The sequence below is a fragment of the Runella rosea genome (assembly GCF_003325355.1).
Taxonomy (GTDB): Bacteria; Bacteroidota; Bacteroidia; order Cytophagales; family Spirosomataceae; genus Runella; species Runella rosea.
The window spans coordinates 435,785-459,578 of sequence record NZ_CP030850.1; the positions used below are offsets into that span (position 1 = coordinate 435,785).

Sequence of the window (23,794 nt, forward strand, 5' to 3'; positions counted from 1 at the left end):
GACTGCGTTTTGTGTGATTATTTTCTGATTTAATGGTTGAAAATATGTTTTTAGAATTCTTCTTACTGCTAAAAAAACACGCCTTGCCCGTTTCTATCGGGGAGTACTTGAACCTGTTGGAAGGGCTCAAACGACAGGTGATTGACATGAGTGCGGAGGAGTTCTATTATTTCAGTCGCACGGCGCTCATCAAAAACGAGATGCACTATGATTTGTTTGATCGCCTTTTTGCCGAGTATTTCCAAAATGCCCAAACTGTCGAAGCAAAAATAATGGAGACCCATTTGCCGCCCGAATGGTTTAAAGATGCGCTGTCGCGCGAGTTGACCGACGAAGAAAAAGAGATGATAGAACGGATGGGCGGCTTAGAAAAGCTTTTTGAGCGGTTTCAGCAATTGCTTCAAGAACAAAATGAACGTCACGACGGAGGCAATACTTGGATTGGTACGGGTGGGACTTCACCTTTTGGCAACAATGGCTATAACCCAGAGGGTTTTCGGGTAAAAGGGCCTTCTGCGGGCAACCGTACGGCCACCAAAGTTTGGGAAAATCGGGAGTATAAAAATTACGATGAAGACCTCGAACTCAACACCCGCAACATGAAAATGGCCCTGAGGCGGTTGCGAATTTTGACCCGCGAAGGTGTAGACGAAGAGCTTGATATGAATGCCACCATCGAAGGCACCAGCCGCAACGCTGGCATTCTGGACATTCACATGCATCCGTCGCGCAAAAACAACGTTAAAGTGTTACTGTTGTTGGACGTAGGCGGTTCGATGGATGAGCACATCGAGCAATGCTCAAAATTGTTTTCGGCGGCTAAGTACCAGTTCAAACACATCGAATATTTTTATTTTCATAACGCGTTTACGAAACCCTTTGGCGCGACAATACCCGCCGAAGTTCACGCGTACCTACGTTGGAGGTATTGCATAAATACAACAAAGAATACAAAGTGATTTTTGTGGGCGACGCCTCCATGGCTTCGTACGAAATTACGCATCCAAGAGGCAGCGTAGAGCATTATAATGAAGAGTCGGGGCTGGTTTGGCTCAATCGTTTTAAAGAACAATATCCTCATTTTGTGTGGCTTAATCCCGTTACGGTGGCAGATTACTGGAAATACACCCACAGCATCAGTATCATTCGGGAATGGGCCGACAATCGAATGTTTCCGCTCACACTCAGCGGACTGACCCAAGCAATGAAATGTTTAAAAAATCCTAAAGTTAAATTTGAAAGTTAATGCACCTCTTTTACCAACCCAATTTCTCCGAACTTTCCGCTTTAATCGACGACGAAGCTTTTCATGCCGCCAAAGTACTGCGTTTGCGTGAAGGGGAAGCGGTGCGGGTCACGGACGGGCAGGGGAGCTGGTATGATGCCGTTGTGCAAAGCAGTACGCCCAAACGTTGTGATTTAAAAGTGGTTCAACAAACCGTACAGACCCCGCGAAACTATCGGATTGAAGTTGCGTTGGCCCCCACCAAAAACATGGACCGAATTGAGTGGTTTGTGGAAAAAGCGACCGAAATCGGGATTGATACCGTTTCCTTTTTTTATACCAAGCATTCTGAACGACGCAACATGAAGTTGGAACGCCTCCATAAAATCGCCGTTTCGGCCATGAAACAGTCATTGCAGGCCTTTTTGCCCCACATCAGGGAAGTCGGTGATTTTGGGAAATACGTACCTACGGTCAATACTACCCAAAAGTTCATTGCGCATTTGCCCGAAGATAAAATCCCCGCGCATTTATTAAAAAAAGCGGGTTTTACCCAAAATTATACCGTTGTGATTGGCCCCGAAGGAGATTTTACGGAGGCTGAAATACAGTTAACCCAAGAGCACGGATTTGAGATGGTAACGCTCGGTAATACGCGTTTACGTACCGAAACCGCCGCATTAGTAGCTTGTCAAACGCTTCATTTGGTTAATATTATATCCCAACCCTAACGCTTCGCTGGGGAATTCTCCACGGTTCACTTGGCTATTGGTACGATTCACTGTTTCTTATTTGAATTAGGGCCGCATCAAACCCCACCTTTGGGGCATTGAAAAACCTTAAATCAATTTTAGCCATGTCGCAGCCACAACTCTTTTCGCTACCTCAACTTGAAGAAACCCCCATTCACCGCCTTTGCATTCACATCGGTGGATTGGTCAGAACGATTGATATTCAAAGCATCATGTACCTCCAATCAGAAGTAAATTATACCCGTTTTTTTGCCAAAGACGGAAAGACCTACTTGGAGGCTAAGACATTAAAGCATTTTGATAAAGTACTGGAAGATACCGAGTTTATTAGAATTCATAAGTCTTATTTGGTCAATCGAAATTGCATTGTGTCGATGACTTCCGATTTTGTTTTACTCAAAAATGGGGTTCAACTGCCCGTTTCACGCCGCAAAGGGCGGGCCCTCAAACGCAATCGGAACGTGGTTTCGCTCTTTAGCAAACTGCGCGAGCGCCGAACTTGGTATTGATTTTGCTGGAGATGGATAAAATCGGTATATATGTTTGCGTAAACCGTTCGTTTACGTTAAGTTCGTAAAACCATAAATTATCCATTTCAGACAAGGCAACTATGACACTTATTCGCCTTTTTTTTGTATCCACTCTGCTGACGGTTTTCTGTTTCTTGCCCTCCGCCCATGCGCAGTACGCGTATAAAATTGCAAAGCTTAAATACGGTGGTGGCGGTGACTGGTACGCCAATAAAACATCATTGCCCAACTTAATTAAATTCTGTAATCAAAACCTGCGCATGAATGTCTTCCCGGACGAAGACATTGTGGAACCGGGAAGTCCCGACTTATTTTCCTACCCATTTGTGCATTTAACGGGCCACGGCAACGTCCTGTTTTCGGATTCGGAAGCTCGAAATCTGCGCCGTTACATGATTTCGGGGGGCTTTTTACACTTAGACGATAACTATGGCCTTGATAAATTTATTCGGCGGGAGATGAAAAAAGTCTTTCCCGAATTAGAGTTTGTTGAAGTGCCTTATACGCATCCTGTCTATCACCAAAAATTCAATTTTCCCAACGGCCTGCCCAAAGTACACGAGCATGATGCTAAATCTCCGCAAGGATTTGGGCTTTTTTGGGAGGGCCGTTTGGTATGTTTTTATAGTTACGAGTGCGACTTAGGAAATGGTTGGGAAGACCAAAGTGTTTATAACGACCCTGAAGAACTGAGACAGCAGGCGTTGCGCATGGGAGCCAACTTGGTACAATACGCGCTTACGGTAAACCAATAACGGCGAAAATTCGCTTTTTTCTGTTGGTTTTGCCGAAAGTATTTCTTAGATTTGTACAAGTTTTCACATTAAAATAACCCGTTAATTTTCATGTACGCAGTATTGGCCGCTTTTTTTGGACACTGGTATCTTTCCTTGTTTTGTCAAACATTTTTTTTGCATCGTTATTCTGCCCATAAAATGTTCACTATGAACAAATTCTGGGAAAAGTTTTTCTATGCTTTAACCTACATTTCACAGGGTTCATCGTATTTAAGCCCACGCGCTTATGCCATTTTGCACCGTATGCACCACGCATTCAGTGATACCGACAAAGATCCGCACTCTCCGCACCATACTGAGAACGTATTTACGATGATGTGGAAAACCAAAGATATATATAATGCGGTTTTGAGCCGTAAAATGAAAGTTGAGGCTCGTTTTGAGCGTGATTATCCTTATTGGGAAAAACTCGAAAAACTGGGTGATTCGTGGATGTCGCGTCTTGGTTGGGGGCTTTTGTATTCGGCTTTTTACATCTTCGCGTTTATCTATTTGGATATGCACTGGGCGTTTTTCCTATTGTTGCCAATCCATTATTTGATGGGGCCCGTACACGGTGCCATTGTCAACTGGAGTGGACATAAATACGGTTACCAAAATTTTGACAACAAAGATGAGTCTAAAAACTCACTTATTTTTGATATTTTGATGATGGGAGAGTTGTTTCAGAATAATCACCACAAATTGCCCAACCGGGTTAATTTTGGAGCAAAATGGTTTGAATTTGACCCAACTTACCCCGTAATTAAACTCCTGAGCTGGACCAAAATCATTAAAATGAAAGAGTCAAAAGTAGGAGTAGAAGTGCCTAAGCAAAAGGCTGAAATGATGCATTAATTCACTTTTGTGTTTTATATAATAAACGAAAAAGGGACGAAATATTCGTCCCTTTTTCGTTTTAGAGCAAGCGTGATGCAATTTCGTCCCAGCCCATGACTCGGTCAAATTCGGTATCTTCTAAATTATGAGGTGCGTTAAACAATAACCCTTTCCCTTTGAACGTCTTTAGGTTACGGGGAAGGTCGTCAACCAAATAATCGCCACTGAGCACACTTTTGTCGCCGCAGAAAATAATATTTGACCAAGGGATAAAATCGAAATATTTTTTTAACCAATCGTATTTTTCACGAAACGAATTTGGGAATTCCATCGCCGCCGTTGCCACAAAAATTTCATATTTTTTACTAAGGGCAAGAACAGTTTCCTGCGCATTGGGCACCAATGGAATATCGCTGAAAAAGCCTGGCTCATGAATGAGTCCATAGAGGCGTTGATGATGGTCGGAAGATAGAATTTTGTGTAAAGACATCTTGTCGAATTCTTCGCGGGCAAGGCCCGTTCCGAAGTCACGCACGATAATATCAGCGAGTTTGCCGTGGGTATCGGCCAGTACGTCATCTTGGTCTAAAATAAGGCGAGGTTTTGTCATTATTATTGAAACGTTAGTTATAAAGACAACCGTCTCAATTTTTGAAAAATTCACCATTTCCTAAAAATTTGCGTTTTAAAAATAGTACAATCTGCAAAAACCTTCTTTTGGAAATGGAGTTAAGTCATTGATACATTGTTATTTTTAAGCTATGCCGAAGCGTTACATTATTTTTTTTCTTTGGTGGTTGGCGCTGCAAGGAAGAGCCCAAAGAAATGACTGTAATTTGTCAATCAACAAGCCGATTGTTAGCGTATCAAAAGCAGGAAGACCCGCGGTAGCCGCCCTAACGACCGTTTGTCAGGATAGTTTAGTCCAACTTAATCTAAAGAATTACGAAAAAGGGACGGTGGTGCAGTGGAGGTTGAATAATACTGATATTCCAAACGCAAAGGATACCATTTTGGTAATCAGAAACAATCAGGCAGGAGTTTACACTTGTACTGTTAAAAACAATGTGTTGTGTACAAATCCAGTCGTATCTGACCCCGTTGCTATTTCATTGATTCCAAAACCGATTGTAGGGCCATTGATGCGAGGCGGCTTTGTGGGTACGCCCTGCGTGGATGGCTACGAAAAACTGACCGTAACCGCCACGGGAAACAGTTCGTTAAGTTATCAATGGTTGAGTGAAAACAGGCCGATAGAGCGGGCAAATTCAACCTCATTTGACGTTATTGAAACAGGGGTTTATTCCGTAAGGGTCACGGACTCTGACGGATGTGCCACCGTATCTGGTAATTTAACAGTTATACCAGCTACACCGCCCAAAGCCGAAATTAGTGCTTCAAAAGGAGGGTTTTGTGCGGGAGAAAACGTAACGCTTTTTTCGACCAGAGGCCGAACCAACGTATATCAGTGGATGCGAGACGGACAGCCGATTGGGGGAATAAAAGACACGATTATTATTGCACAGGCAGGTGTTTATAGCGTAAAAGTGACAGCGCCTAATTCGTGCTCCACTACGTCGTTGCCCATCACCGTGATACGTCATCCCGAACCCGTTGTTTCCATCGAAAGTCCTGGAAATGAATTTTGTCCAGGGGCGGCGCTGCCTTTAACGGCCGCAGGAACTGATTTGAAAAAGTTTGAATGGTTTATGAATGGGCAACCGATTAAGGGTGCCTCCAAAAATAAGTTTGAGGTAAATGTGGAAGGGAGCTACTCCGTAAGTATCATTGATACGAATGGTTGTAAGGCGGTAGCAAAAGCCGTTGAAGTAAAAAAAGTGGACAAAATTACGGTACGAATCGACTCACTCCCCGATTTTTGTGGGCCATTTGGCAACCCGATTCCGCTTAAAGGTATACCTTCGGGTGGTTTTTTTTCGGGAACGGGCGTTGTTAATGGAGCCTTTGATTCAAAACTGGCGGGCGTTGGTGAGCATGTTGTTACTTATATTGTACAAGGAGCTTTGGATTGTTTGAACGGGGAAGCCCAGAAAAAAGTCATTGTTTCCCGACCGCCAACGCTCAATTTGGGAGAAGACCGCATTATTTTTCAGGGAAGTTCCTTATCGCTTGACGCTGAATTGGGCATTGGTTATACCTACCAATGGACGCCAACGGCGGGCGTTGATAATCCCGTTTCGCCCAAGGCGTTGTTTAGGCCCGAACAAACCACGACGTATCATATCGTAGCCATGGGGCCGATGGGATGCTTGGCCGAAGATAGCATTACGATTAATGTGTTTTCAGGAGTGTATGTTCCAGATGTTTTTACGCCAAATGGTGATGGTCAAAACGACACATGGGAACTAAAAGGGTTGGAACTGTATCCTCAAGCCCAAATTACCATTTTCAATCGCTGGGGACAAGCTGTCTTTTATGAAACTGGCGAAGCACCTAAACCTTTTGATGGTACGTTTAATGGAAATGTATTGCCCGTCGGCGAATATGCCTACGTTATCCTCACCGAACCAAATGGGCATGTGTTGCGGGGAAAAGTATTGCTTTTGCGGTAAAAAAACAGGCAGCCTACCGAAGCAAACTGCCTGTTTTTGTGAATTTATAGTAGATAAATCTCCTGATTATAATCCAAGAGACTTCAGTACTTCGGTTACTTTAGCCGCCGCTTCTTTGAATTCAATGGCTGAATATACTTTCAGGCCAGACTCATTGATGATGCGTGCACCTTCTTCGGCGTTGGTTCCTTGTAGACGTACAATGATGGGCACTGGAATGTTGCCGATGGCCTTGTAGGCTTCCACAACTCCCGTTGCTACGCGGTCGCAACGTACAATACCTCCAAAGATATTGATAAGAATTGCTTTGACGTTAGGGTCTTTCAAAATGATACGGAAGCCAGCTTCTACCGTTTTGGCATTGGCACCACCCCCTACGTCGAGGAAGTTGGCAGGCTCACCTCCCGAAAGTTTAATTAAATCCATTGTACCCATGGCCAAACCAGCACCGTTTACCATACAACCCACGTTTCCGTCGAGTTTTACGTAGTTGAGGTTGCTTTCGCCAGCTTCGACTTCCAACGGATCTTCTTCATTGGTATCGCGCATGATGGCGAGTTCAGGATGACGAATCAGGGCGTTGTCGTCCAAGTTTACCTTGGCGTCAATTGCCATGATTTTATCGTCTGATGTTTTCAACACGGGGTTGATTTCAAACATAGACGCATCAGACTCCCAATAAGCAGTGTAGAGAGAAGTGATAAACTTCACCATTTCTTTGAATGCGTTGCCTGAAAGTCCGAAGGCAAAAGCAATTTTACGGGCTTGGAATCCTTGCAAACCTACGCGTGGGTCAACCCATTCCTTGATGATTTTTTCGGGAGTATGCTCTGCTACTTCCTCAATATCCATTCCGCCTTCGGTACTTGCCATAATGACCGGACAGCCTTTGGCACGGTCGAGCAGAATTGAAATGTAGTATTCTTTAGGCTCAGAAGCACCCGGATAGTAGGCATCTTCTGCCAAAAAGATTTTATTTACTTTTTTGCCTTCAGGCCCTGTTTGGTGAGTGACCAAAACGTTACCCAAAAGGTTTGTTGCGATTTCGCGCACTTGGTCGGGCGATTTCGCCACTTGCACGCCGCGTTGCTCCAAACCTTGAATTTGACCCTTACCGCGTCCACCTGCGTGGATTTGAGATTTTACGACGACAAATTTTGAGCCAGTACGCTCGGCAATCGAACGGTAGGCTTCTACGGCGCGTTCTGGGGTATCAACTACGATACCGTCCTGAATGCGAACACCGTATTTCTTGAGTATTTCTTTTCCTTGGTACTCGTGAATGTTCATATATATATTCCGGTGAGTGTTTGTAATTTTTTGTTTTACCGTGCCAAATTACGGAAAATAACTGAATGAGAAATAGGATTTCTATGGTTTTAGCCGAATGGGGCAGGATAATGTGTAGAATGTTCGTGAATAAGCGCCGTTCAGGCAATTTTTCTGTCGTTTGGATTACTGCCTCACTGTTTATTTAGGTAACTTTTTTATTTCTGCTAAATCTCAGGAATGAGAGGTATCTATGTTTATGCTTAAAATGGGGATTAAAACAAAAATAGATTGACTGGAATAAATTGTAATAAGTATAGATAAAATAGAAATAAGTAACTATTTAATGCCTAATTCTAAAACTTTTCTGTAAATTCATAAACGGTGACCGTGATTTAGACGTTCTTTAGGAAACAAATCAACGTAAATCTTGCTCAAACGTTTATTAAATAGGTTTTGGAAGTATCGCTTCTACGTATCAGATCCTCCTATTATTACGATGGAAGGACTCTACCCACTTTTGCTTCTTTTGCTGCTAAGTATGGTGGCGCTTACCTATCACATGATACGTATCCAATTTAAAGAAGCGGTAGATTTTTCGATGGATTGGAATTTATTTTTAAGTTGGATTCCTTTATTGGTCGCTTTTCTGGTGGATGTCACCGTAAAACGATTCGGGAAGTTGCCCAAATGGGTTGGATTTTGGAGCATCATCTGGTTGTTATTTTTCCCTAATGCTCCTTACATGATTACCGATTTACTGCACATTTCGGTCAATATGGGCAGCGATTTGACTTGGCATGATATCATCATGCTTTTTTATTACGCCGAAGTTAGTCTTTTCAACGGGCTTGTTTCTTTGTATTGGATGCACCGTTGCTGGCAAAAAACCTTCACAAATACGACTGGAAACATCATGTTGGCATTCAGCTTGCCGATGGCTGGCTTTGGTATTTATTTAGGCCGAATTCGTCGATGGAACAGTTGGGACATTATTCATAACCCCAAAGAACTTTTGAGTGCGGTCTGGCAAAGCCTCACTGACCGCACTGCATTGGTTCTCAGCCTAGAATTTGGCCTGCTATTGAGTATGTTTTATTTGGTGCTTTGGGCACTATTACGCTTTCGTGTGAGGCACATCAATGAAATATAGATTGGATTCGGATTCCCTTACTTTTTTGAATCCCATTTTTCTCCTTCATTTAAAATATTCTCTTGATCTCCGAAATCTGGATTTTGATAAATCGCAACGCCATTGTGGTATTCGGTGACTGGCGTTTGCCCAAACCGATGACGGTGAAAAGGGAGGGCTTCTTGGGTAGAATAGTGACACACGTATGATTTACGGGTTTGGTCAGGGTTGGTAATCAGACCACCACCGTGGGCCAAGGCTGCGTGCCAAATCAGGACATCGCCGCGTTTGATAAGCAGTGTATCTTTGGGAAGCTTTAATTCCGCACATTTTGTGTCAAGATAATCCGCAAATTCGAGTGCTGTTTTGGTCGAGCGGTTGTTGTACAGAATTCCGTTGCCAAAATTAAATTTAGGCATTTTATGGGAGCCGATGTAATAGTACAACGGACCAGAGTCAATTTTGATGTCTTCCAGCGGAATCCATGCGGCGGCCAAATGACTGGGTATTTTGGCCGTTACCCACGGATAATCTTGGTGTGTAGGCTGCTGACTGCCATACATAAACGTTAGGCTTTGCATCACCACCGTATTTTGTTGGAAAACCGCATCCAAAAAATTAACAATGGCGGGGTGAGTCATGAGTTTTTTGCCCGCCACCGATAGGTTATGAAAGTCATTTAACTTTACGTATTTTCCTTGGAGGTCTTCTTTCGGGAAATCTTTGATGTGGCGTTCGCGGACGGGATCAAACTTAGGTAGGTCGATGCGCGCCCACATTTTGTATTTTTCGGGATGCTCCACCAATTCTTCAACGTCTGACCAAAACATATCCAATAATTCAGACTGAATCGATTGTTCTAAAATAACGTACCCATTTTTTTGCCAAAACTTCAGCTTTTCGGCCAAATTGTAGGAAACGTCAAATTTGGGTTGATATTTTTTTACAAATTCATCGACGTCTGCATCAGGCCGATCAATCCATGGAAGGGTTGCTTCATCGAATTCTGTTTGCGGAAATAATTGTTCTTTGGTCGCAATTACCTTTTGTTTTAGCGTAGTTAATAATCCCATGGCATAGAGGAAAGTTAAATGATTGTTTCCCAAATATATCAGGATTCAAAGGGATTATCAAAACCTTCCTTTCAACAAATAAGTATCTGTACACGCATATAAGGACGAATAGATGGTAAAATGAGGCCGATTGGTCTCGATACATTTTTCGAGACGAAGCACTGGGGTATACTCGGCCACGCGCATTATATCGGTTAAAGGCGCTTGGGCAGCGGTAGCCCAAACTTTTTCTTCTCCGCCTTTAACAATGATGTTGTACCGACTCCGAAAGACGCCAAAAAGGGAGCGGTTTTCTAATTTTTGTTTATGAAAATCGGGAACTTCTGCCGCTGGAAAAGCCAGCCTTTCAAAAAAAATGACCTCTTTGTTGACCAATCGTAAGCGTTCAAAATAATAAAAAGGCTCGTTCGGTTGGGCGGGTGTAAAAAGAAAGTCGGTAGGAAAAGGCATTAATTGAGGTTTTTTTAGAATTTCGGTTCGGATGTCTTCCTCCTTGAGTTCCTTATGCAAAGGATTGGGATAGTGCGCCTGAATCGAAAGCATTCCCAAACCCACAGGAAGCGGTTGAACTATGCTGCCCTTCCCCTGGTATTTTTTGATAAATCCTTCTTCGGCCAACATCGAAAGTGCCTGACGAATAGTGGGTTGGGTAAGGTTATAGGTTTGTTGGAGTTCTTTTTCAGAAGGTAACAAACTCCCGATTTCATAGACGCCTTTAATGAGTTGCTGGCGTAATGTTTCGTACAAATGTTGATAATGAGGGAGGCGGGCAGGTACTTCAGACATTGATGGACGGTTTTTTAATAAGGCAAAAATAGCGCCTCTTTTTTGAATATTTTTCTTAACATTGCATCATGCAACCAATTGTTCCGATACACTATTTCCTTATCGTTGCGGCGGCATTGTTCAGCATTGGACTTGCGGTCATGATTACCAAACGCAATGCCATTGCGGTGTTGATTGGCGTTGAATTAATTTTAAATGCGGTCAATCTCAATTTAGTGGCTTTTTCGCAATATGACCCTTTACGGCTTGAAGGCCAACTCTTTGCCTTATTTGTAATGGTCGTTGCCGCCGCCGAATCGGCCGTTGCTTTGGCTATTATTCTGAAAGTGTACCGACATTATCAAACTACTGATTTAGACAAAATCAGTTCGATGAAAAAATAAACGGATTATACGCTATTACGTGGATTTTTACGTTTTTACCTAAGTAAACAGATACCGCTTCTTTGTCAATTTAAGTGGTTTAACACACTAACAGGATGAATCGCATTGGCCTGATTTTATTTTTTTTGCTCGCTGTCGGCACTTTTAGTGAGGCGCAGCAAACTTCTAAAACCAAAAAACGCAAAGGAGATGCTCAAACAACTGCCGCCGCTAGCGGGGTAGACGACGTGACCATCTTAGGGATTAAAAGTAAATTTTTGAGTAAGGATACCAACTCGGTCGCTATTTTTATGCGGGTTGATTTGAGCAAACCCAATAATATTCCCGTGCGCTGGAAAGATTTCACGGATAAATTTACCCTCAACTACGTTCTGTATCCTGATTTTGCTTCTCGTGAGCGATTGGGTTACGGCAATATTCCTCTCAATGAGCAGAATGTTGTGCAGCTCAGTGCGACCAAATTTATGATTAGGTTTGACGTAAAAAGGCCAGTAAATCACGCTTCGGCGGTGATGTTAGCCGAAATATCGGAGATTGGAACGACCAAAAAAGTGCTCAACGATTTGGCGGTTCGGTTCAACGCCCCAAAACTCAGTGACCGCTTTGCGTTATTTGAGCGAACAGGACAAGTTGTGATGCTCCAAAATTATGTCAACGTAAACGACACCTTGCTCATCAAAGACATCAAAAAGACCGTGAAGCCGCTGTACGTCATGCGTTACAAGCATGATTTCGAGGCGGCCTCGTCGCCGATGAACACCACGCCGCGCAACGCACCTCGTACATTGGGGGTTGATACAACTTTCATCATTAATACCAGCACGCCGCTTACGTTTAAAGAGGAAGGCCTGTACTATATGACCGAAGACACCACCGACGCCACGGGTATCGGATTGGTGGTAAGCAACAAACGTTTTCCTAAAATGACCCGCCCTGCTGAGTTGGTTCGGCCTGTGATGTATATGAGTCAGAACCAGGAAATTAACGAACTTCTAGGGACAAAAGACGCTAAAAAATCGCTGGACCGTTATTGGCTTTCGTTGATGAATGGCAACACCGATTTAGCAAAGCGGACTATAAGTGTATTTTACAACCGCGTGGAAGAAGCCAATCGACTTTTTACAACGTACAAAGAAGGTTGGAAAACGGACAAAGGAATGATTTTTATTGTGATGGGACCACCAGACCGCGTGCAGCGGAGCAAAGACCGCGAGGTATGGGTGTACTCACAGCGCGCCAATTTTTCGGAAATTAACTTCACGTTTAATCGTCGGGCCAACCAATTTGTGGAAGACCACTACGAACTCCAACGTTATGTAGAATACCAGCCCATTTGGTATCCGATGGTGGAGGCTTGGCGTACGGGGGCTGTTAGGGATTAAGCAGGGTTTGTAGTTTTAAATTTTCTTCTATTTGCATGTCCTAGTTTCAAGATTTTAGTCTTGTCCATGATTTCCTGTATCTGTGTTGGTGACTGTCGCTTAGTGGGTTACTTCATTCACGTTCTATGTTTCTGTACGGGGCGTGAGCATTCTAAAAATATCGGTTTCTAAAACTTCACAGATTTGCTCCAGCCTATCGAGGCTCAGGTTGGTTGTGCCATTTTCTATTTTACGGTAGGCTTCAAGGCTGATGTCTAAATGATGTGCCATATCCTCACGCGAGAGCTTTTTCTCTTTGCGCAGCTTTCTAATGTTAAAGTTGGCTACGTTTTGTAAAGTTGACATGTGGCTAAAATCTTAATCGAAAGTTTGCAACCTAAGTTGTTTTGTTGCAAAATGAACGCTTCTTCTTATTTGACTTAAAATTTAAACACTTGTCACTACGTATAAATACGTGTTTTTGTAAATAATCACACTCTTTTTACTGTGCCCAATTATTAGATTCTCCGTTTTCAAAAGTATAAACAAAGGCTGCCCATGTGATGATAAAAGGCATAGTCACGTAGCCTTAGGAAAAAGAAACAGTAATTGTGGAGACCCGATTGGAAATTAACTATCTTAAAACTGCATTAATACGAAAAATCTATTGGTTTCTTTATAAAATACAACTAAAAGTGGTAGATTTTTAAAGTTTGGTTCTACAAATTTGCAGCAACCTGTGGCTGTAACTGTATAGTTTTATAGGCAAAACTTCCTCCACTACTAAAAGCCGATGGTTAGAGGGTTAGGATAACGAATCTTGCCCTTTAACCATTCAAATAACCTTGAACTTGTGTGAAAACTACAATCATCGCATTATTTTCTTTATTTTACATATTTCAAACTGTACCGCCAAAAGCGTACAAGGTTAGTTATCGTCTTGTTTATCAACCCGATTCAACCAATAGTAAGCGCGTTGGCGCTGAGACTTTCTTTCTTTATCTGAACAAAGGAGAGTCGTCAATATTTGGGTCGGAAGGTCGTTTCAAAAGTGACTCCATTAGGGATTTGGTGAATAAAGGTGTTCTGCCCCAAAATATTCAAATGGATAGTGAGTATAGATTTAAGACTAATTTTAGATATTTTGTATGTAAAGAATATACCAAAGCAGAAACCATGGTTCACGAAGCCCTCAGTACCGACCGATTTATCTATCCTATAAATACATTGGATTGGAAAATCCTGACACAACAAGATAGTGTAGCGGGGTATCTTTGTACAAAAGCAACAACAAGTTACGCTGGCCGAGACTATGAGGCTTGGTTTACGACCGAAATTCCCATTGCCGATGGCCCTCACGTATTCAAAGGATTGCCAGGATTGATTGTAAAACTCAACGATGTGCGTAACCATTATGTATTTGTAATGCAAAGCTTTCAAGAAGATAAAATAGAAAGAACCTACAAGCCTGTTTATATGAGTTCAGCACCAGTGCCAACTGACCGAGCAAAGGTATTTTCGCTACGAACTGAGTTTAGAAAAGATAGATTCGAGTACATAAGCCGTAGAACTGGCCGTAATTTTAAAAGCGGAACCTTCACCACCCCAGATGGAGTGACCAAACCCGCCAGCGAGGCCAGAGTCGACCGCAGTTGGGATAACAACCCCCTCGAATTAAAACCTTAAGTATGAAGCATTGGTGGGTTTTGGGGCTATTGGTATTGAACAGTGCTTTTGGGCAGGTTGTTATAACGGGCAAAATTACCCAAGCCAATCAAACTCCTCTTGCCAGTACAAATATTACGCTTCATGTGCCGCGCTCGTCGGCTATATTGGCATTTGCAATTGCAGATAAATCGGGCTTTTATTCGATTCCGGTCAAGTCGATGACCGATACGCTAGTATTGAAAGTGTATCGGCTGGGCTATGCCACGCAACAACGCACCGTGTTAAATAAAACGCAAGAAGTAAATTTTGAACTGTCGGAGCAGGAAATCAAACTCAAAGAAGTTGTAGTAAAAGAAAAGCCCATTACGCGTAGTGGCGATACGCTCTCGTACTCGGTCAATGCCTTCAAGACGCAGTCAGACCGCGCCATTGGTGATGTCATTAGGCGGCTACCGGGCATCGAAGTACAGCCAGATGGTAAAATTTTATACCAAGGCAAAGCCATCAACAAATACTACATTGAAGGGCTAGATTTATTAGATGGTCGTTATAACTTGGCCAATGAAAACCTGCCTGCCGATGCCGTTTCGAAGGTAGAGGTTTTAGAAAATCACCAACCTGTGCGAATGCTTGATAGTTTGGTGTTTTCGGAAAATGCCGCGCTCAACATCCGCCTCAAAAACAAAATAACTACTACCGGTACCGCCCGTTTGGGCGTAGGAGCAAGCCCGTTTTTGTGGGAAGCCAACGTTACTCCGATGCTTTTTACACGTGGCCAGCAGTTGATAGCCTCTTACCAAACAAACAATATTGGGCAAAACATAGGCCGTCAGATCAAAACGCTGACGAGAGAAGATGTGCTCAATCCATTTGAAAAAGAGCCTGCCAAGATAGTATGGGCGCGTGTAATGCCACTGGCAGCGCCAACCTTCTCTGACACGCGCTGGCTTGACAACAAAGCGCATTTGGGAACGATTAATTTCTTAAAAAAACTCCCGAAAGGCTACGAGTTTCGCGTCAACTTATCTTACCTAAACGACCACCAGCTACAAATAGGACGAACTCAAACTATCAATTATATACCTACGGATACCATTAATATCTTAGAAGAAAAACGTAACAGTTTTGTTTTCAGGATATTGGAGGGGAGTTTTATGCTTCAAAAAAACGACCGAGGCCAATATTTCAAAAATCAGTTTTCGTTTAAGCGGCAATGGGACAGCGAAACTGGGCTTCTTTTGCTCAATGCTAATCCTCTGACGCAGCGCGTGAGTAGCCCATTTTATGCTCTTTCCAATCATTTGAAGGATATTATCAAAATCAAAAAGCAAGTACTTACGTTGCAGTCTTTTATGAGTTTGCAAAACGCACCGCAGTCGCTATCCGTTACGCCTGGGCCGTTTTTAGGACTGATTAATAACAACTTAACCTACAATAGACTAAGTCAAGAGGTAATTTTACGTAGTTTTTTTACGCACAACATGGTTAGCCTCACGAAGGGGTTTGGTCGGGGCTTATCGGTGTCGCCACAAGTTGGTTTTCAGGTAGAAAACCAGCGCTTGCAAAGCCAACTAGCGCGTGGTGAGGAGGTATTAGAACTTGTCGGTGGCACTTTTGAAAATCAGTTGGACTGGAAAAATATACGCATATGCCAAATTACAAAGCCAGTATCGTAGAAACAAGTGGCGCATAACGCTCAATTTGCCACTGAATTTTTACGATTTTACGATACGAGACACGCCCCTACAACAGCAACAACGGAGGAAACAGTTTACGTTTGAGCCTCGTCTCAATGCCAGCTACGACGCCACGCCTTTTTGGACCCTCTCGACGACGATAGACCGACAAAATACTTTTGGCGAAATAGATGATGTTTTTTACGGGTATTTGCTCCGTACGTATCGAAACATCGAACGCCGCAACGCGCCATTGCCTGCCAATGTTTCGCACGGAGGTAGGCTGAACGCCAGTTATCGCAATCCTGTTGCCTCGATTTTTGGGCATATCTCTTACTCCAAGCGTTTGATAGACAATAACTTAATCTACATAACCCAAATCAACGCCAACGGTGCTGCCGAAAGCTACGCGTTGGCATTGTCCAACCGAGCCACCAATCAGGTGCTCATGGCGCAGGTGAGCAAATATTTTACCGAACTAAGCACCCAAGTCACCCTCGAAGGCCAATTCATGCAAACTGAGCGGCCGCAGATTATCAATGGCGTGGCAGCTACCGTCAGAAACCAAATACGATCTATGGTTTTCGACTAGAAGGCAAAGTAGCCAAATGGGCCGATTGGGAGTATCGTTACAAAAAAATGGGCTTTTTGAATCAAGTAAATGGACGAACTAACTCACCCACTTCCCAACAACAGCACCAGTTTAACCTTAGTCTATATCCTGCTCGAAATCTGCACGTTGGCTTTAAAAATGAGTATTATGTCAATAAGTTGGTGTCGAAAAGCAATCATACACTTTTCAGCGATTTGATAATACGCTACACTTGGCAGAAACGAAAAATTGATTTTGAAACGGCTTGGAATAACATCTGGAATACCTCCCAACTTTCGTTGGTTTCAACTAGTGCCTTCTCATATCTTGAATCAAGCTATCAGCTACGCCCTATGCAGGTGCTTCAGCGCGTGCGTTTTTCGTTCTAAAAAATACGCTGTTCAATCGTGGAAACGTGGCTCACAGGCGCGATAAGGGGTTGATTATCTGTTACTTATTTTGATTAATATTTTAACGAAATAAGGTAACATAACACAAACAAAAATCCCCGTCAGGCTTCTGACGGGGATTTTTGTTTGTGAAGAAAGTACGAATTAGAAGAATAAGCCAATGGTACTCACTACATTGATGCTGCTGACGTTCAACTGCGCCGAAAAGTAGTTGTTTGGGTCGTTGAGTTGATAAGGGGCAAAAGCATCCTTCGTGATTAGATACGTGCCCGCCAAATCAATGTAAAAACGCTCGTTGCGATACCCTAAACCGCCCGAAAATGAAAGCTTTGCGCGGTCGAGTTTTCCCTCTACGTTGTAGTTTTGGCTGTAAATATTCGGCATATAACCGACTCCCGCCCGTACCCTGAAGGTATTGAGACGGGCTTCGCCACCAGCACGCAGATTAACGACATTGTTAAAAGTAGATTGAATTAAACGGCGATTGTTGCTACGAAACTGGTTGTCGTCTGGGGTACTGATGCCCATGCTTTTGTAACCCACGTATTCGGCACTGGCGGTGATAAAGCCTTTTTTGCCAAAGAAAAAGGTTGCACCACCAGTGGCCCGCAAAGGAGTACGCATACTATACTCAAAATCATAAGGTTCAATTGTTACCCGATTGGTAGGCAGTTGGTCAAAAGCCTGCTGGCCTTGCCCATTCGTAACTGGATTGCCATTAGAGTCGTAAATCGGAACTCGGTTGTTCAAAACATCTACCCCTACTTCTTCTTCGTACGTCATTTGCATATTACTCCACGTGGGGCTGTGCAGTGAGGCCCCTAACTGTAAAAATTCGGTGGCTTTGTAAATAACCCCCGCCGATAAAAAGATACCCGTTCCGTTGATGTTAATATCTTCGCGGTAATCTAAGCCTCGGAAGGCGCCGCCGTTGACAAAACGTTCGGCATAGTTCTGTTGACGAATATAGGTGTGGCGCGCAAACCCTCCCGAAATCCCAATGTAAAGCTTGTCGGCATAATTTCCCGCGTAGGCAAAGGTCCACTGCGATGAGCCACCAGAAAGCTCGATACTGCCAGTTTGCTCAAAAGATGAACGTGATAAAGGAATCGGGCGGCGATAAGGGCCGTTGGCCGAAAGGGCATCAATTTGATAAAGATTATAAAATGCCGACTCAATCGAGTAGGGGCGGCCATTGTTGTAATCATTTTCAAGGGTTGTCACTGGAACTCCGTTGGCTAGTTCTGCGATGTCATCAATCATTGAACTTCGGTTGTTGGTTCCCCCGTAAGAAAACTGGGTGCCTGCGTTTACCTGCCGAGAATAACTGATTCCGAAGGAAGTACGACGCCATTCGCGGTTATAACTTTGGGGATTTCCTGCCAAAATCAACGAAAATTGCGATAAGTTCGGATTGACCTTTTGGTCGGTTGTAGTGTTGCCAATATAGTCAGCCTTGTTGTTGATAGAGTAAAAAGTCGGGCTGAGGCTTATCTCTGAGCGGTTAAAAAATGCAATGCCAGCAGGGTTCCCAAAAATGTTGCTTGCATCTCCTCCGAGTGCCGCGTGATTGCCACCAACGCCCTGAAAACGGGCGGTTCCGTTTTGGGTAATCTGGGATAATTGTGATGCCGCATTTGAATAAAGGCGGCTTTGGGAAAAAACGTGAGTTGTGGTCATTCCGACGACAATTCCCACTAAAATGTGACGTGTTCTCATGGCAGAGTTAAAACGATTTCCCTGTTAAAATAATATGTGGAGCTTTATTTATTGTTAAAAGTACATTTATAAGCAAGAAAAAACCTCGCCATTCAAAAATAGCGAGGTTTTTTATGAAAGCGAATTTTGTCATTTATTTTTTAAACGGTCTTTCTTTCTTGGAAAAGTCTTTGTTCACTTTTCCGCTAATTGAACCATTTAGCGTGGTCCGCGTGACGAACCGCTGCTACTTGAGCTTGAACTGCTGCTGCTTGAGCTTGGGCTACTGTAGCTGGGACTTGGGCTGCTGTAGCTGCTTCTTCCACTGCTGTTGCTGCTATTGTTGTTCCAACTGCTAGAGTTGGAAGAATTGTTGTTGCTGTAAGAGCTGCTCCGTTGGTTGCTGTATGTGCTACTTTCACCATAAGAGCGGGTAGCTCCACCGCGAGTGCCCGAAGAATACCCCGAACTTTGGGTGGAAGGAGAGCTGTAAGTACTACCAGTACGGCTGCCCGAGTTGGATGAGTACCCATTGTACGAACGGTCGGCACCACCACGAGGACGAGAGTAGTAGGTATCACTGCTTGTGGCGGTGGAGCTACTGTTAGCACGTGAAGATGGGTCATAACTTTGACGGCGGCCATCGTTGGTATAACGAGGGCTATTGTCATTGTTGCGGTTATACGAATTTGCAGAACGATCTACGCGGTTGTAATAATCAGAGCCTGGACGGCGGCGTGCATCAACAATCTGAATATTGTTGTTGGGGCCATTATACCAAAGGTTGTTGTTACCGTAAAAGTTATTACCGTAGAAGCTGCTACCATAAAAACTGTAGGGAGAGTAGAACGAATTAAAGCCCCAAGGATTCCCCCAACCAAAGCTTGAAAAGCCACCCCAAGCAGAGTAAGGTGAATAATACGAATACGGCGAAAAGAACGGATCACCATAGCCATAGGCAAAGGCCGAATTCCAGCCGAAAGGACTTCCAAAACGATAAGGATTTCCAAAGGCAGAACCATAGCCATATCCAAGGCCAAACATCATGGCCGAACTGCCGAAGCTGTTCCAGCCAAACGAGTTAAAACGATAAGGGTTGTTCCAATAACTTCCCCAATTATTGTTCATTGCCGTCTGATAGCCATCAGAAAACCCTGAATTATAGCCAGCATTTGGGCCGACATTCCGCTGAATACCCCGCGAACTCAGATAAGATTCGTCGTAGTAGTCATAGTCTTCAGAGGTGGTATTGGGCTGTTGTTGGCCCGTACGGTAGTCAGGGTTGTAGTTGCGAAGGCTTCTCTTTTCCTCATCCTGATTGCCCGACTTTGCTGCTACTGCCACACTGGATGAGTTACCATATAGGTCGTCGTATTCGGCGTCGTTTGCGGTTGTGTACTGGTTAGAGTTACACCCCCATAAACCAACCAAGCCTACTGCCGACCAAAGGGTGAGTGAACGAAAGGTTTTCATGGTTATTTAAAAGTTTTGTTCCTACGATTTAAAAAGAAAATCAGGGTCTTTATTTACTATAAACGTCAATTTGGCTGATAATGATTCAGTTTCGTCACAAATTTAAGATAAAAAAGTATCTTTGCAAGAGTTTTTTCGAAAAAACAAATAGGAGATTTGCGATAAAAGCTCCTGATAATCAAATAATTATAAATGTAGATGCTACACTAAATCCTGCAAAGTCCTGATTGCGAACGACTAGTATAGTTTAAGTGTAGATTTTACGCCTTTTTTATGTTAGTAATTATTTTTAGGGGGATTTAAGGGGTTATTAATTAAGGTGTTAGAGAAAGTGTCTACTCTAAATGTAGACGCATTTTAAGAAAGAATAGTTTGAAAATTTAAAACAAAAATTTACCTAAATAAAAGCAATGGCAAACGCGATACCTAGCCGTAGTGAAAATTACTCTGAGTGGTACAATGAATTAGTGAAAAGGGCTGATTTGGCCGAAAATTCAGCCGTGAGAGGATGTATGGTTATCAAACCGTACGGCTTTTCAATTTGGGAGAAAATGCAGCGGGCATTGGACGATATGTTTAAGGAAACAGGTCACATGAACGCCTATTTTCCCTTGTTTATTCCCAAATCATTTTTGAGCAAAGAAGCGAGCCACGTGGAGGGCTTTGCCAAGGAGTGTGCGGTCGTTACGCATTATCGACTCAAAAACGCTCCCGATGGAAGCGGCGTAATCGTGGATCCTGATGCCAAACTGGAGGAAGAATTGATTGTACGTCCCACGTCTGAAACCGTTATTTGGAGTACCTATAAAAACTGGATTCAATCATACCGCGATTTGCCTTTGTTGATAAATCAGTGGGCCAACGTTGTGCGCTGGGAAATGCGCACTCGTTTGTTTCTACGTACCACTGAATTTTTGTGGCAGGAAGGCCACACCGCGCACTCTACATCTGAAGAAGCCATGGCCGAAACACGTCAGATGCTCGAAGTGTATGCGCGTTTTGCGGAAGAATGGGCCGCTATCCCCGTCATTAAAGGCTATAAAACGGCCAATGAGCGTTTTGCGGGGGCTGAAGAAACCCTTTGTATTGAGGCCATGATGCAGGATGGCAAAGCATTGCAGGCGGGAACTTCTCACTATCTAGGGCAGAACTTTGCCAAAGCATTTGACGTTAAATTTCAGAGCAAGGCAGGTACGCTTGAGTACGTTTGGGGAACATCCTGGGGCGTGAGTACTCGCCTGATGGGTGCACTCGTGATGGCGCACTCCGATGATTCTGGATTGGTTTTGCCACCCAAATTGGCCCCGATTCAGGTGGTGATTGTGCCGATTTATCGCAGTGAAGAACAGCTTGCTCAGATTACCGAAAAAGTAAAAGAAATCTCGGCGGGTCTCCGTAAAAAAGGCATCAGTGTAAAATTTGATGATTCTGACGCCAACAAACCGGGTTGGAAATTTGCTGAATATGAGTTGAGAGGTGTACCTGTGCGATTGGCAATGGGCGCGCGTGATCTTGAAAACGGTACGGTAGAGGTAGCCCGTCGTGATACGAAAGAAAAAATGACGGTTCAGCTGGAAGGAATTGTGGATAGAATCGAGACATTGTTGGAAGAAATTCAACAGAATATTTACGATAAAGCACTGGCATTTAGAACCGCCAATACACATCACGTAGATGATTATGCGGAGTTTAAACAAGTCTTGGACGAAAAAGGAGGATTCATTTTGGCGCACTGGGATGGCACGCCCGAAACCGAAGAGCGCATAAAAGAAGAAACAAAAGCAACGATTCGTTGTATACCATACAATGCTCCCGAAGAAGAAGGTAAATGTATTCTGACGGGGCGTCCATCAAGCCGGCGGGTGTTATTTGCGCGGGCTTATTAGTAAAACTTTTTTAGGTTGGGTTGAAGTTGATTTTAGGATTTGATTTCAGCGAGTGCAACTTAAATTAGATCAGTCAATAAAATCAATCATTCAAAACAACAACAAAATGAGTGTAGCAAAATCAGGAGATACCGTAAAGGTACATTACAAAGGAACCTTGACCGACGGTACTGTTTTTGATTCGTCGGAAGGACGTGAGCCATTAGAGTTTGAACTCGGCTCGGGAATGGTGATTCCAGGTTTCGATAACGGAATTCAGGGAATGGCCATTGGAGATAAAAAAACGATTGATATTCCCGTAGAAGAGGCCTATGGTCCTTCGCAGGCAGAATTGGTTTTTCCATTTAACCGTTCAGATTTGCCCGATGATATTCCGTTTGAGGTAGGAATGCAATTGAATATGCACCAAGACGGCAACCCACAACCCGTACCAGTAACGGTCGTTGAAGTGACGGATGTTCAGATTCTGGTAGATGCCAACCACCCACTAGCTGGTCAGGCGTTGATTTTCGAAGTAGAATTAGTAGGTGTAAAATAAGTAACGCTTCGCTGAGCGTAATACTTTATTGAAATAGACGTTGGGGTGATTGAATCATCTTAACGTCTATTTTTCATTTACAGGAGGCTTGCCGTACTTTTCGTTGACTTGTTGGTAGAGATTGGCTGGTACTTTACTTTCTACTACTGGTACCTTGGGCTGCGGCCGTACCCAATCCAGATAGCCTTTTGCCCAAGCATAGGCAAGGCCGAGGACGAGAATCCCCACAAAAATCAGCATTTCGATCAATGAGAACCATCCCCACAACCCATCGGTTTGTTGGATGAGCGTGGCTTGGCCAAACACAACGGCCCAAGGAAAAAGGAAAACCAGTTCTACTTCAAACAAAAGAAAAACCAGCGCCACCACGTAGAAACGCACGTTGAATTGAACGTTGGCGTTTCCAATGGGGTCTTCCCCCGACTCGTAAGTGGTGAGTTTTTCTACGTTAGGTTTGTGAGGCCTCAGCAACTTGGCCAACATCAGCATAGAGACGATAAGGACGATAGCCGTAACGATGAATAAGAAAATAGTGCCGAATTCTGAAACCATATTTGTCTTGAAAATGCGCTGAACTAAAACGATTAGCGTGCGCAAAAATAGCCAATCATTTTATTAACTGGCTATCTGGGAAAACAATTAATGCGCACGCTTAATTTGACAAATCAGGAAACTGAGCTTTAAGTTCATCGTCCAATCTATCGGCCCAAGACTCTAAATCTGCGATGCAGGTAGACAATTCACTGTAATCCATTCCTTTGATGTCGCGCTCATAAGTGGCATAAACTATCTGATTGCTGGGCATTATCGTCAACTTTACGCCTAATTTTGCATCATTTAGTTCTAGTAAATGACGGTAGAATCTAAGCAGATTGGTGGCTGGTGTATTCATGAGCGGCGAAAAAATGCGCAGATAGTCACGACGGCTGCCATTAGAAAAGTTCAATTTTTCAATCAGTACTTCGATACTGGCTGAGCCAGTTTGCCAACGCCAGTTTTTAAGCTCTGGATTGTAGGTTTGCTCACGGGTTAAACCTACAGACTCAACGTAGCAGTGAATCATTTCAGTCACGCGGCGGTGTTGCTCATCAAGGGCTGCATGGGCAGGGTTGGGTATTTCGGGCGTATTCATGGAGTGCGTTGGTTTAGGGTT

General features: G+C 43.5%; 25 protein-coding genes. 16 read left to right on the plus strand and 9 right to left on the minus strand.

Annotated elements, in window-relative coordinates; translation table 11 throughout:
* Positions 1–44: 44 nt before the first annotated feature.
* The 6 genes from DR864_RS02035 (at position 45) to DR864_RS02055 (ending at position 4,141) form a co-directional block, all read left to right on the plus strand.
* Positions 45–959 carry a VWA domain-containing protein gene (locus DR864_RS02035; protein WP_229599496.1) on the plus strand — a complete coding sequence of 305 codons (915 nt, stop codon included), beginning with the start codon at positions 45–47 and terminating at the stop codon, positions 957–959.
* Positions 929–1,246 (plus strand): hypothetical protein, encoded by a 318-nt coding sequence (locus tag DR864_RS30610; protein WP_229599497.1) that lies wholly within the window; start codon positions 929–931, stop codon positions 1,244–1,246. Before DR864_RS02035 ends, DR864_RS30610 begins: the two co-directional genes overlap by 31 nt.
* Positions 1,246–1,956 carry a 16S rRNA (uracil(1498)-N(3))-methyltransferase gene (locus DR864_RS02040; protein ID WP_114065380.1) on the plus strand — a complete coding sequence of 237 codons (711 nt, stop codon included), beginning with the start codon at positions 1,246–1,248 and terminating at the stop codon, positions 1,954–1,956. The genes DR864_RS30610 and DR864_RS02040 overlap by 1 nt, the downstream gene beginning before the upstream one ends.
* A gap of 125 nt (positions 1,957–2,081) precedes the next feature.
* Positions 2,082–2,486: a LytR/AlgR family response regulator transcription factor gene (locus DR864_RS02045; protein WP_114065381.1), complete on the plus strand. Its 405-nt coding sequence runs from the start codon at positions 2,082–2,084 to the stop codon at positions 2,484–2,486.
* 101 nt (positions 2,487–2,587) lie between these two features.
* Complete coding sequence (locus DR864_RS02050; RefSeq protein ID WP_229598998.1) at positions 2,588–3,262, plus strand: DUF4159 domain-containing protein; 675 nt, start codon at positions 2,588–2,590, stop codon at positions 3,260–3,262.
* A gap of 90 nt (positions 3,263–3,352) precedes the next feature.
* A complete protein-coding gene (locus tag DR864_RS02055) occupies positions 3,353–4,141 on the plus strand; it encodes an acyl-CoA desaturase (RefSeq protein WP_114065382.1) in 789 nt (262 codons plus the stop codon).
* A 61-nt stretch (positions 4,142–4,202) separates the two neighbouring features.
* Here DR864_RS02055 and DR864_RS02060 read toward each other — a convergent pair whose 3' ends face one another.
* On the minus strand, positions 4,203–4,733 hold the full coding sequence (locus DR864_RS02060; RefSeq protein ID WP_114070116.1) for a 5' nucleotidase, NT5C type: 531 nt from the start codon (positions 4,731–4,733) through the stop codon (positions 4,203–4,205).
* Positions 4,734–4,884: 151 nt separating this feature from the next.
* Here DR864_RS02060 and DR864_RS02065 point away from each other — a divergent pair, with 151 nt between their 5' ends.
* Positions 4,885–6,696 (plus strand): T9SS type B sorting domain-containing protein, encoded by a 1,812-nt coding sequence (locus tag DR864_RS02065; protein ID WP_114065383.1) that lies wholly within the window; start codon positions 4,885–4,887, stop codon positions 6,694–6,696.
* A gap of 66 nt (positions 6,697–6,762) precedes the next feature.
* Here DR864_RS02065 and sucC read toward each other — a convergent pair whose 3' ends face one another.
* A complete protein-coding gene (sucC, locus tag DR864_RS02070; RefSeq protein ID WP_114065384.1) occupies positions 6,763–7,986 on the minus strand; it encodes an ADP-forming succinate--CoA ligase subunit beta in 1,224 nt (407 codons plus the stop codon).
* A gap of 478 nt (positions 7,987–8,464) precedes the next feature.
* Here sucC and DR864_RS02075 point away from each other — a divergent pair, with 478 nt between their 5' ends.
* Positions 8,465–9,118 carry a DUF1361 domain-containing protein gene (locus DR864_RS02075; RefSeq protein ID WP_229599498.1) on the plus strand — a complete coding sequence of 218 codons (654 nt, stop codon included), beginning with the start codon at positions 8,465–8,467 and terminating at the stop codon, positions 9,116–9,118.
* Between the two features lie 17 nt (positions 9,119–9,135).
* Here DR864_RS02075 and DR864_RS02080 read toward each other — a convergent pair whose 3' ends face one another.
* Positions 9,136–10,170, minus strand: a complete 1,035-nt coding sequence (locus tag DR864_RS02080; protein ID WP_114065386.1) for a phytanoyl-CoA dioxygenase family protein — start codon at positions 10,168–10,170, stop codon at positions 9,136–9,138.
* Between the two features lie 57 nt (positions 10,171–10,227).
* Positions 10,228–10,956 carry a GntR family transcriptional regulator gene (locus DR864_RS02085; RefSeq protein WP_114065387.1) on the minus strand — a complete coding sequence of 243 codons (729 nt, stop codon included), beginning with the start codon at positions 10,954–10,956 and terminating at the stop codon, positions 10,228–10,230.
* Positions 10,957–11,024: 68 nt separating this feature from the next.
* Here DR864_RS02085 and nuoK point away from each other — a divergent pair, with 68 nt between their 5' ends.
* Positions 11,025–11,339: an NADH-quinone oxidoreductase subunit NuoK gene (nuoK, locus tag DR864_RS02090; protein WP_114065388.1), complete on the plus strand. Its 315-nt coding sequence runs from the start codon at positions 11,025–11,027 to the stop codon at positions 11,337–11,339.
* Between the two features lie 95 nt (positions 11,340–11,434).
* Complete coding sequence (locus DR864_RS02095) at positions 11,435–12,721, plus strand: GWxTD domain-containing protein (RefSeq protein ID WP_114065389.1); 1,287 nt, start codon at positions 11,435–11,437, stop codon at positions 12,719–12,721.
* 123 nt (positions 12,722–12,844) lie between these two features.
* Here the strand turns inward: DR864_RS02095 and DR864_RS02100 are convergent, their stop codons facing one another.
* The gene (locus tag DR864_RS02100) at positions 12,845–13,066 is read right to left on the minus strand and encodes a helix-turn-helix domain-containing protein (RefSeq protein WP_114065390.1); all 222 of its coding nucleotides are present in this window, start codon (positions 13,064–13,066) and stop codon (positions 12,845–12,847) included.
* Between the two features lie 489 nt (positions 13,067–13,555).
* Here DR864_RS02100 and DR864_RS02105 point away from each other — a divergent pair, with 489 nt between their 5' ends.
* From DR864_RS02105 to DR864_RS02120, 4 genes are read left to right on the plus strand one after another with little or no spacing between them, the layout of a single operon-like run.
* Positions 13,556–14,386 (plus strand): GLPGLI family protein, encoded by an 831-nt coding sequence (locus tag DR864_RS02105; protein WP_114065391.1) that lies wholly within the window; start codon positions 13,556–13,558, stop codon positions 14,384–14,386.
* Between the two features lie 2 nt (positions 14,387–14,388).
* Entirely contained in the window at positions 14,389–16,044 is a 1,656-nt protein-coding gene (locus DR864_RS02110) for a peptidase associated/transthyretin-like domain-containing protein (protein ID WP_114065392.1), read from the plus strand.
* A gap of 25 nt (positions 16,045–16,069) precedes the next feature.
* Positions 16,070–16,636 (plus strand): hypothetical protein, encoded by a 567-nt coding sequence (locus DR864_RS02115; protein WP_162793513.1) that lies wholly within the window; start codon positions 16,070–16,072, stop codon positions 16,634–16,636.
* Positions 16,637–16,692: 56 nt separating this feature from the next.
* On the plus strand, positions 16,693–17,025 hold the full coding sequence (locus tag DR864_RS02120; protein ID WP_162793514.1) for a hypothetical protein: 333 nt from the start codon (positions 16,693–16,695) through the stop codon (positions 17,023–17,025).
* Between the two features lie 165 nt (positions 17,026–17,190).
* Here the strand turns inward: DR864_RS02120 and DR864_RS02125 are convergent, their stop codons facing one another.
* Positions 17,191–18,765, minus strand: coding sequence for an OmpP1/FadL family transporter (locus tag DR864_RS02125; RefSeq protein ID WP_162793515.1), 1,575 nt, complete (start codon positions 18,763–18,765; stop codon positions 17,191–17,193).
* Positions 18,766–18,963: 198 nt separating this feature from the next.
* Entirely contained in the window at positions 18,964–20,217 is a 1,254-nt protein-coding gene (locus DR864_RS02130; RefSeq protein WP_114065396.1) for a hypothetical protein, read from the minus strand.
* Positions 20,218–20,627: 410 nt separating this feature from the next.
* Between DR864_RS02130 and proS the strand changes: the two genes are divergently transcribed.
* Both proS and DR864_RS02140 read left to right on the plus strand, forming a co-directional pair.
* Positions 20,628–22,103, plus strand: coding sequence for a proline--tRNA ligase (gene proS / locus DR864_RS02135; RefSeq protein ID WP_114065397.1), 1,476 nt, complete (start codon positions 20,628–20,630; stop codon positions 22,101–22,103).
* A gap of 106 nt (positions 22,104–22,209) precedes the next feature.
* Positions 22,210–22,641 carry an FKBP-type peptidyl-prolyl cis-trans isomerase gene (locus DR864_RS02140; RefSeq protein ID WP_114070117.1) on the plus strand — a complete coding sequence of 144 codons (432 nt, stop codon included), beginning with the start codon at positions 22,210–22,212 and terminating at the stop codon, positions 22,639–22,641.
* A gap of 66 nt (positions 22,642–22,707) precedes the next feature.
* On the opposite strand, the gene DR864_RS02145 is transcribed toward DR864_RS02140, so the two are convergent.
* Entirely contained in the window at positions 22,708–23,193 is a 486-nt protein-coding gene (locus tag DR864_RS02145) for an NADH-quinone oxidoreductase subunit A (protein ID WP_114065398.1), read from the minus strand.
* A gap of 100 nt (positions 23,194–23,293) precedes the next feature.
* A complete protein-coding gene (locus tag DR864_RS02150) occupies positions 23,294–23,773 on the minus strand; it encodes a YbjN domain-containing protein (protein WP_114065399.1) in 480 nt (159 codons plus the stop codon).
* Positions 23,774–23,794: the final 21 nt, after the last annotated feature.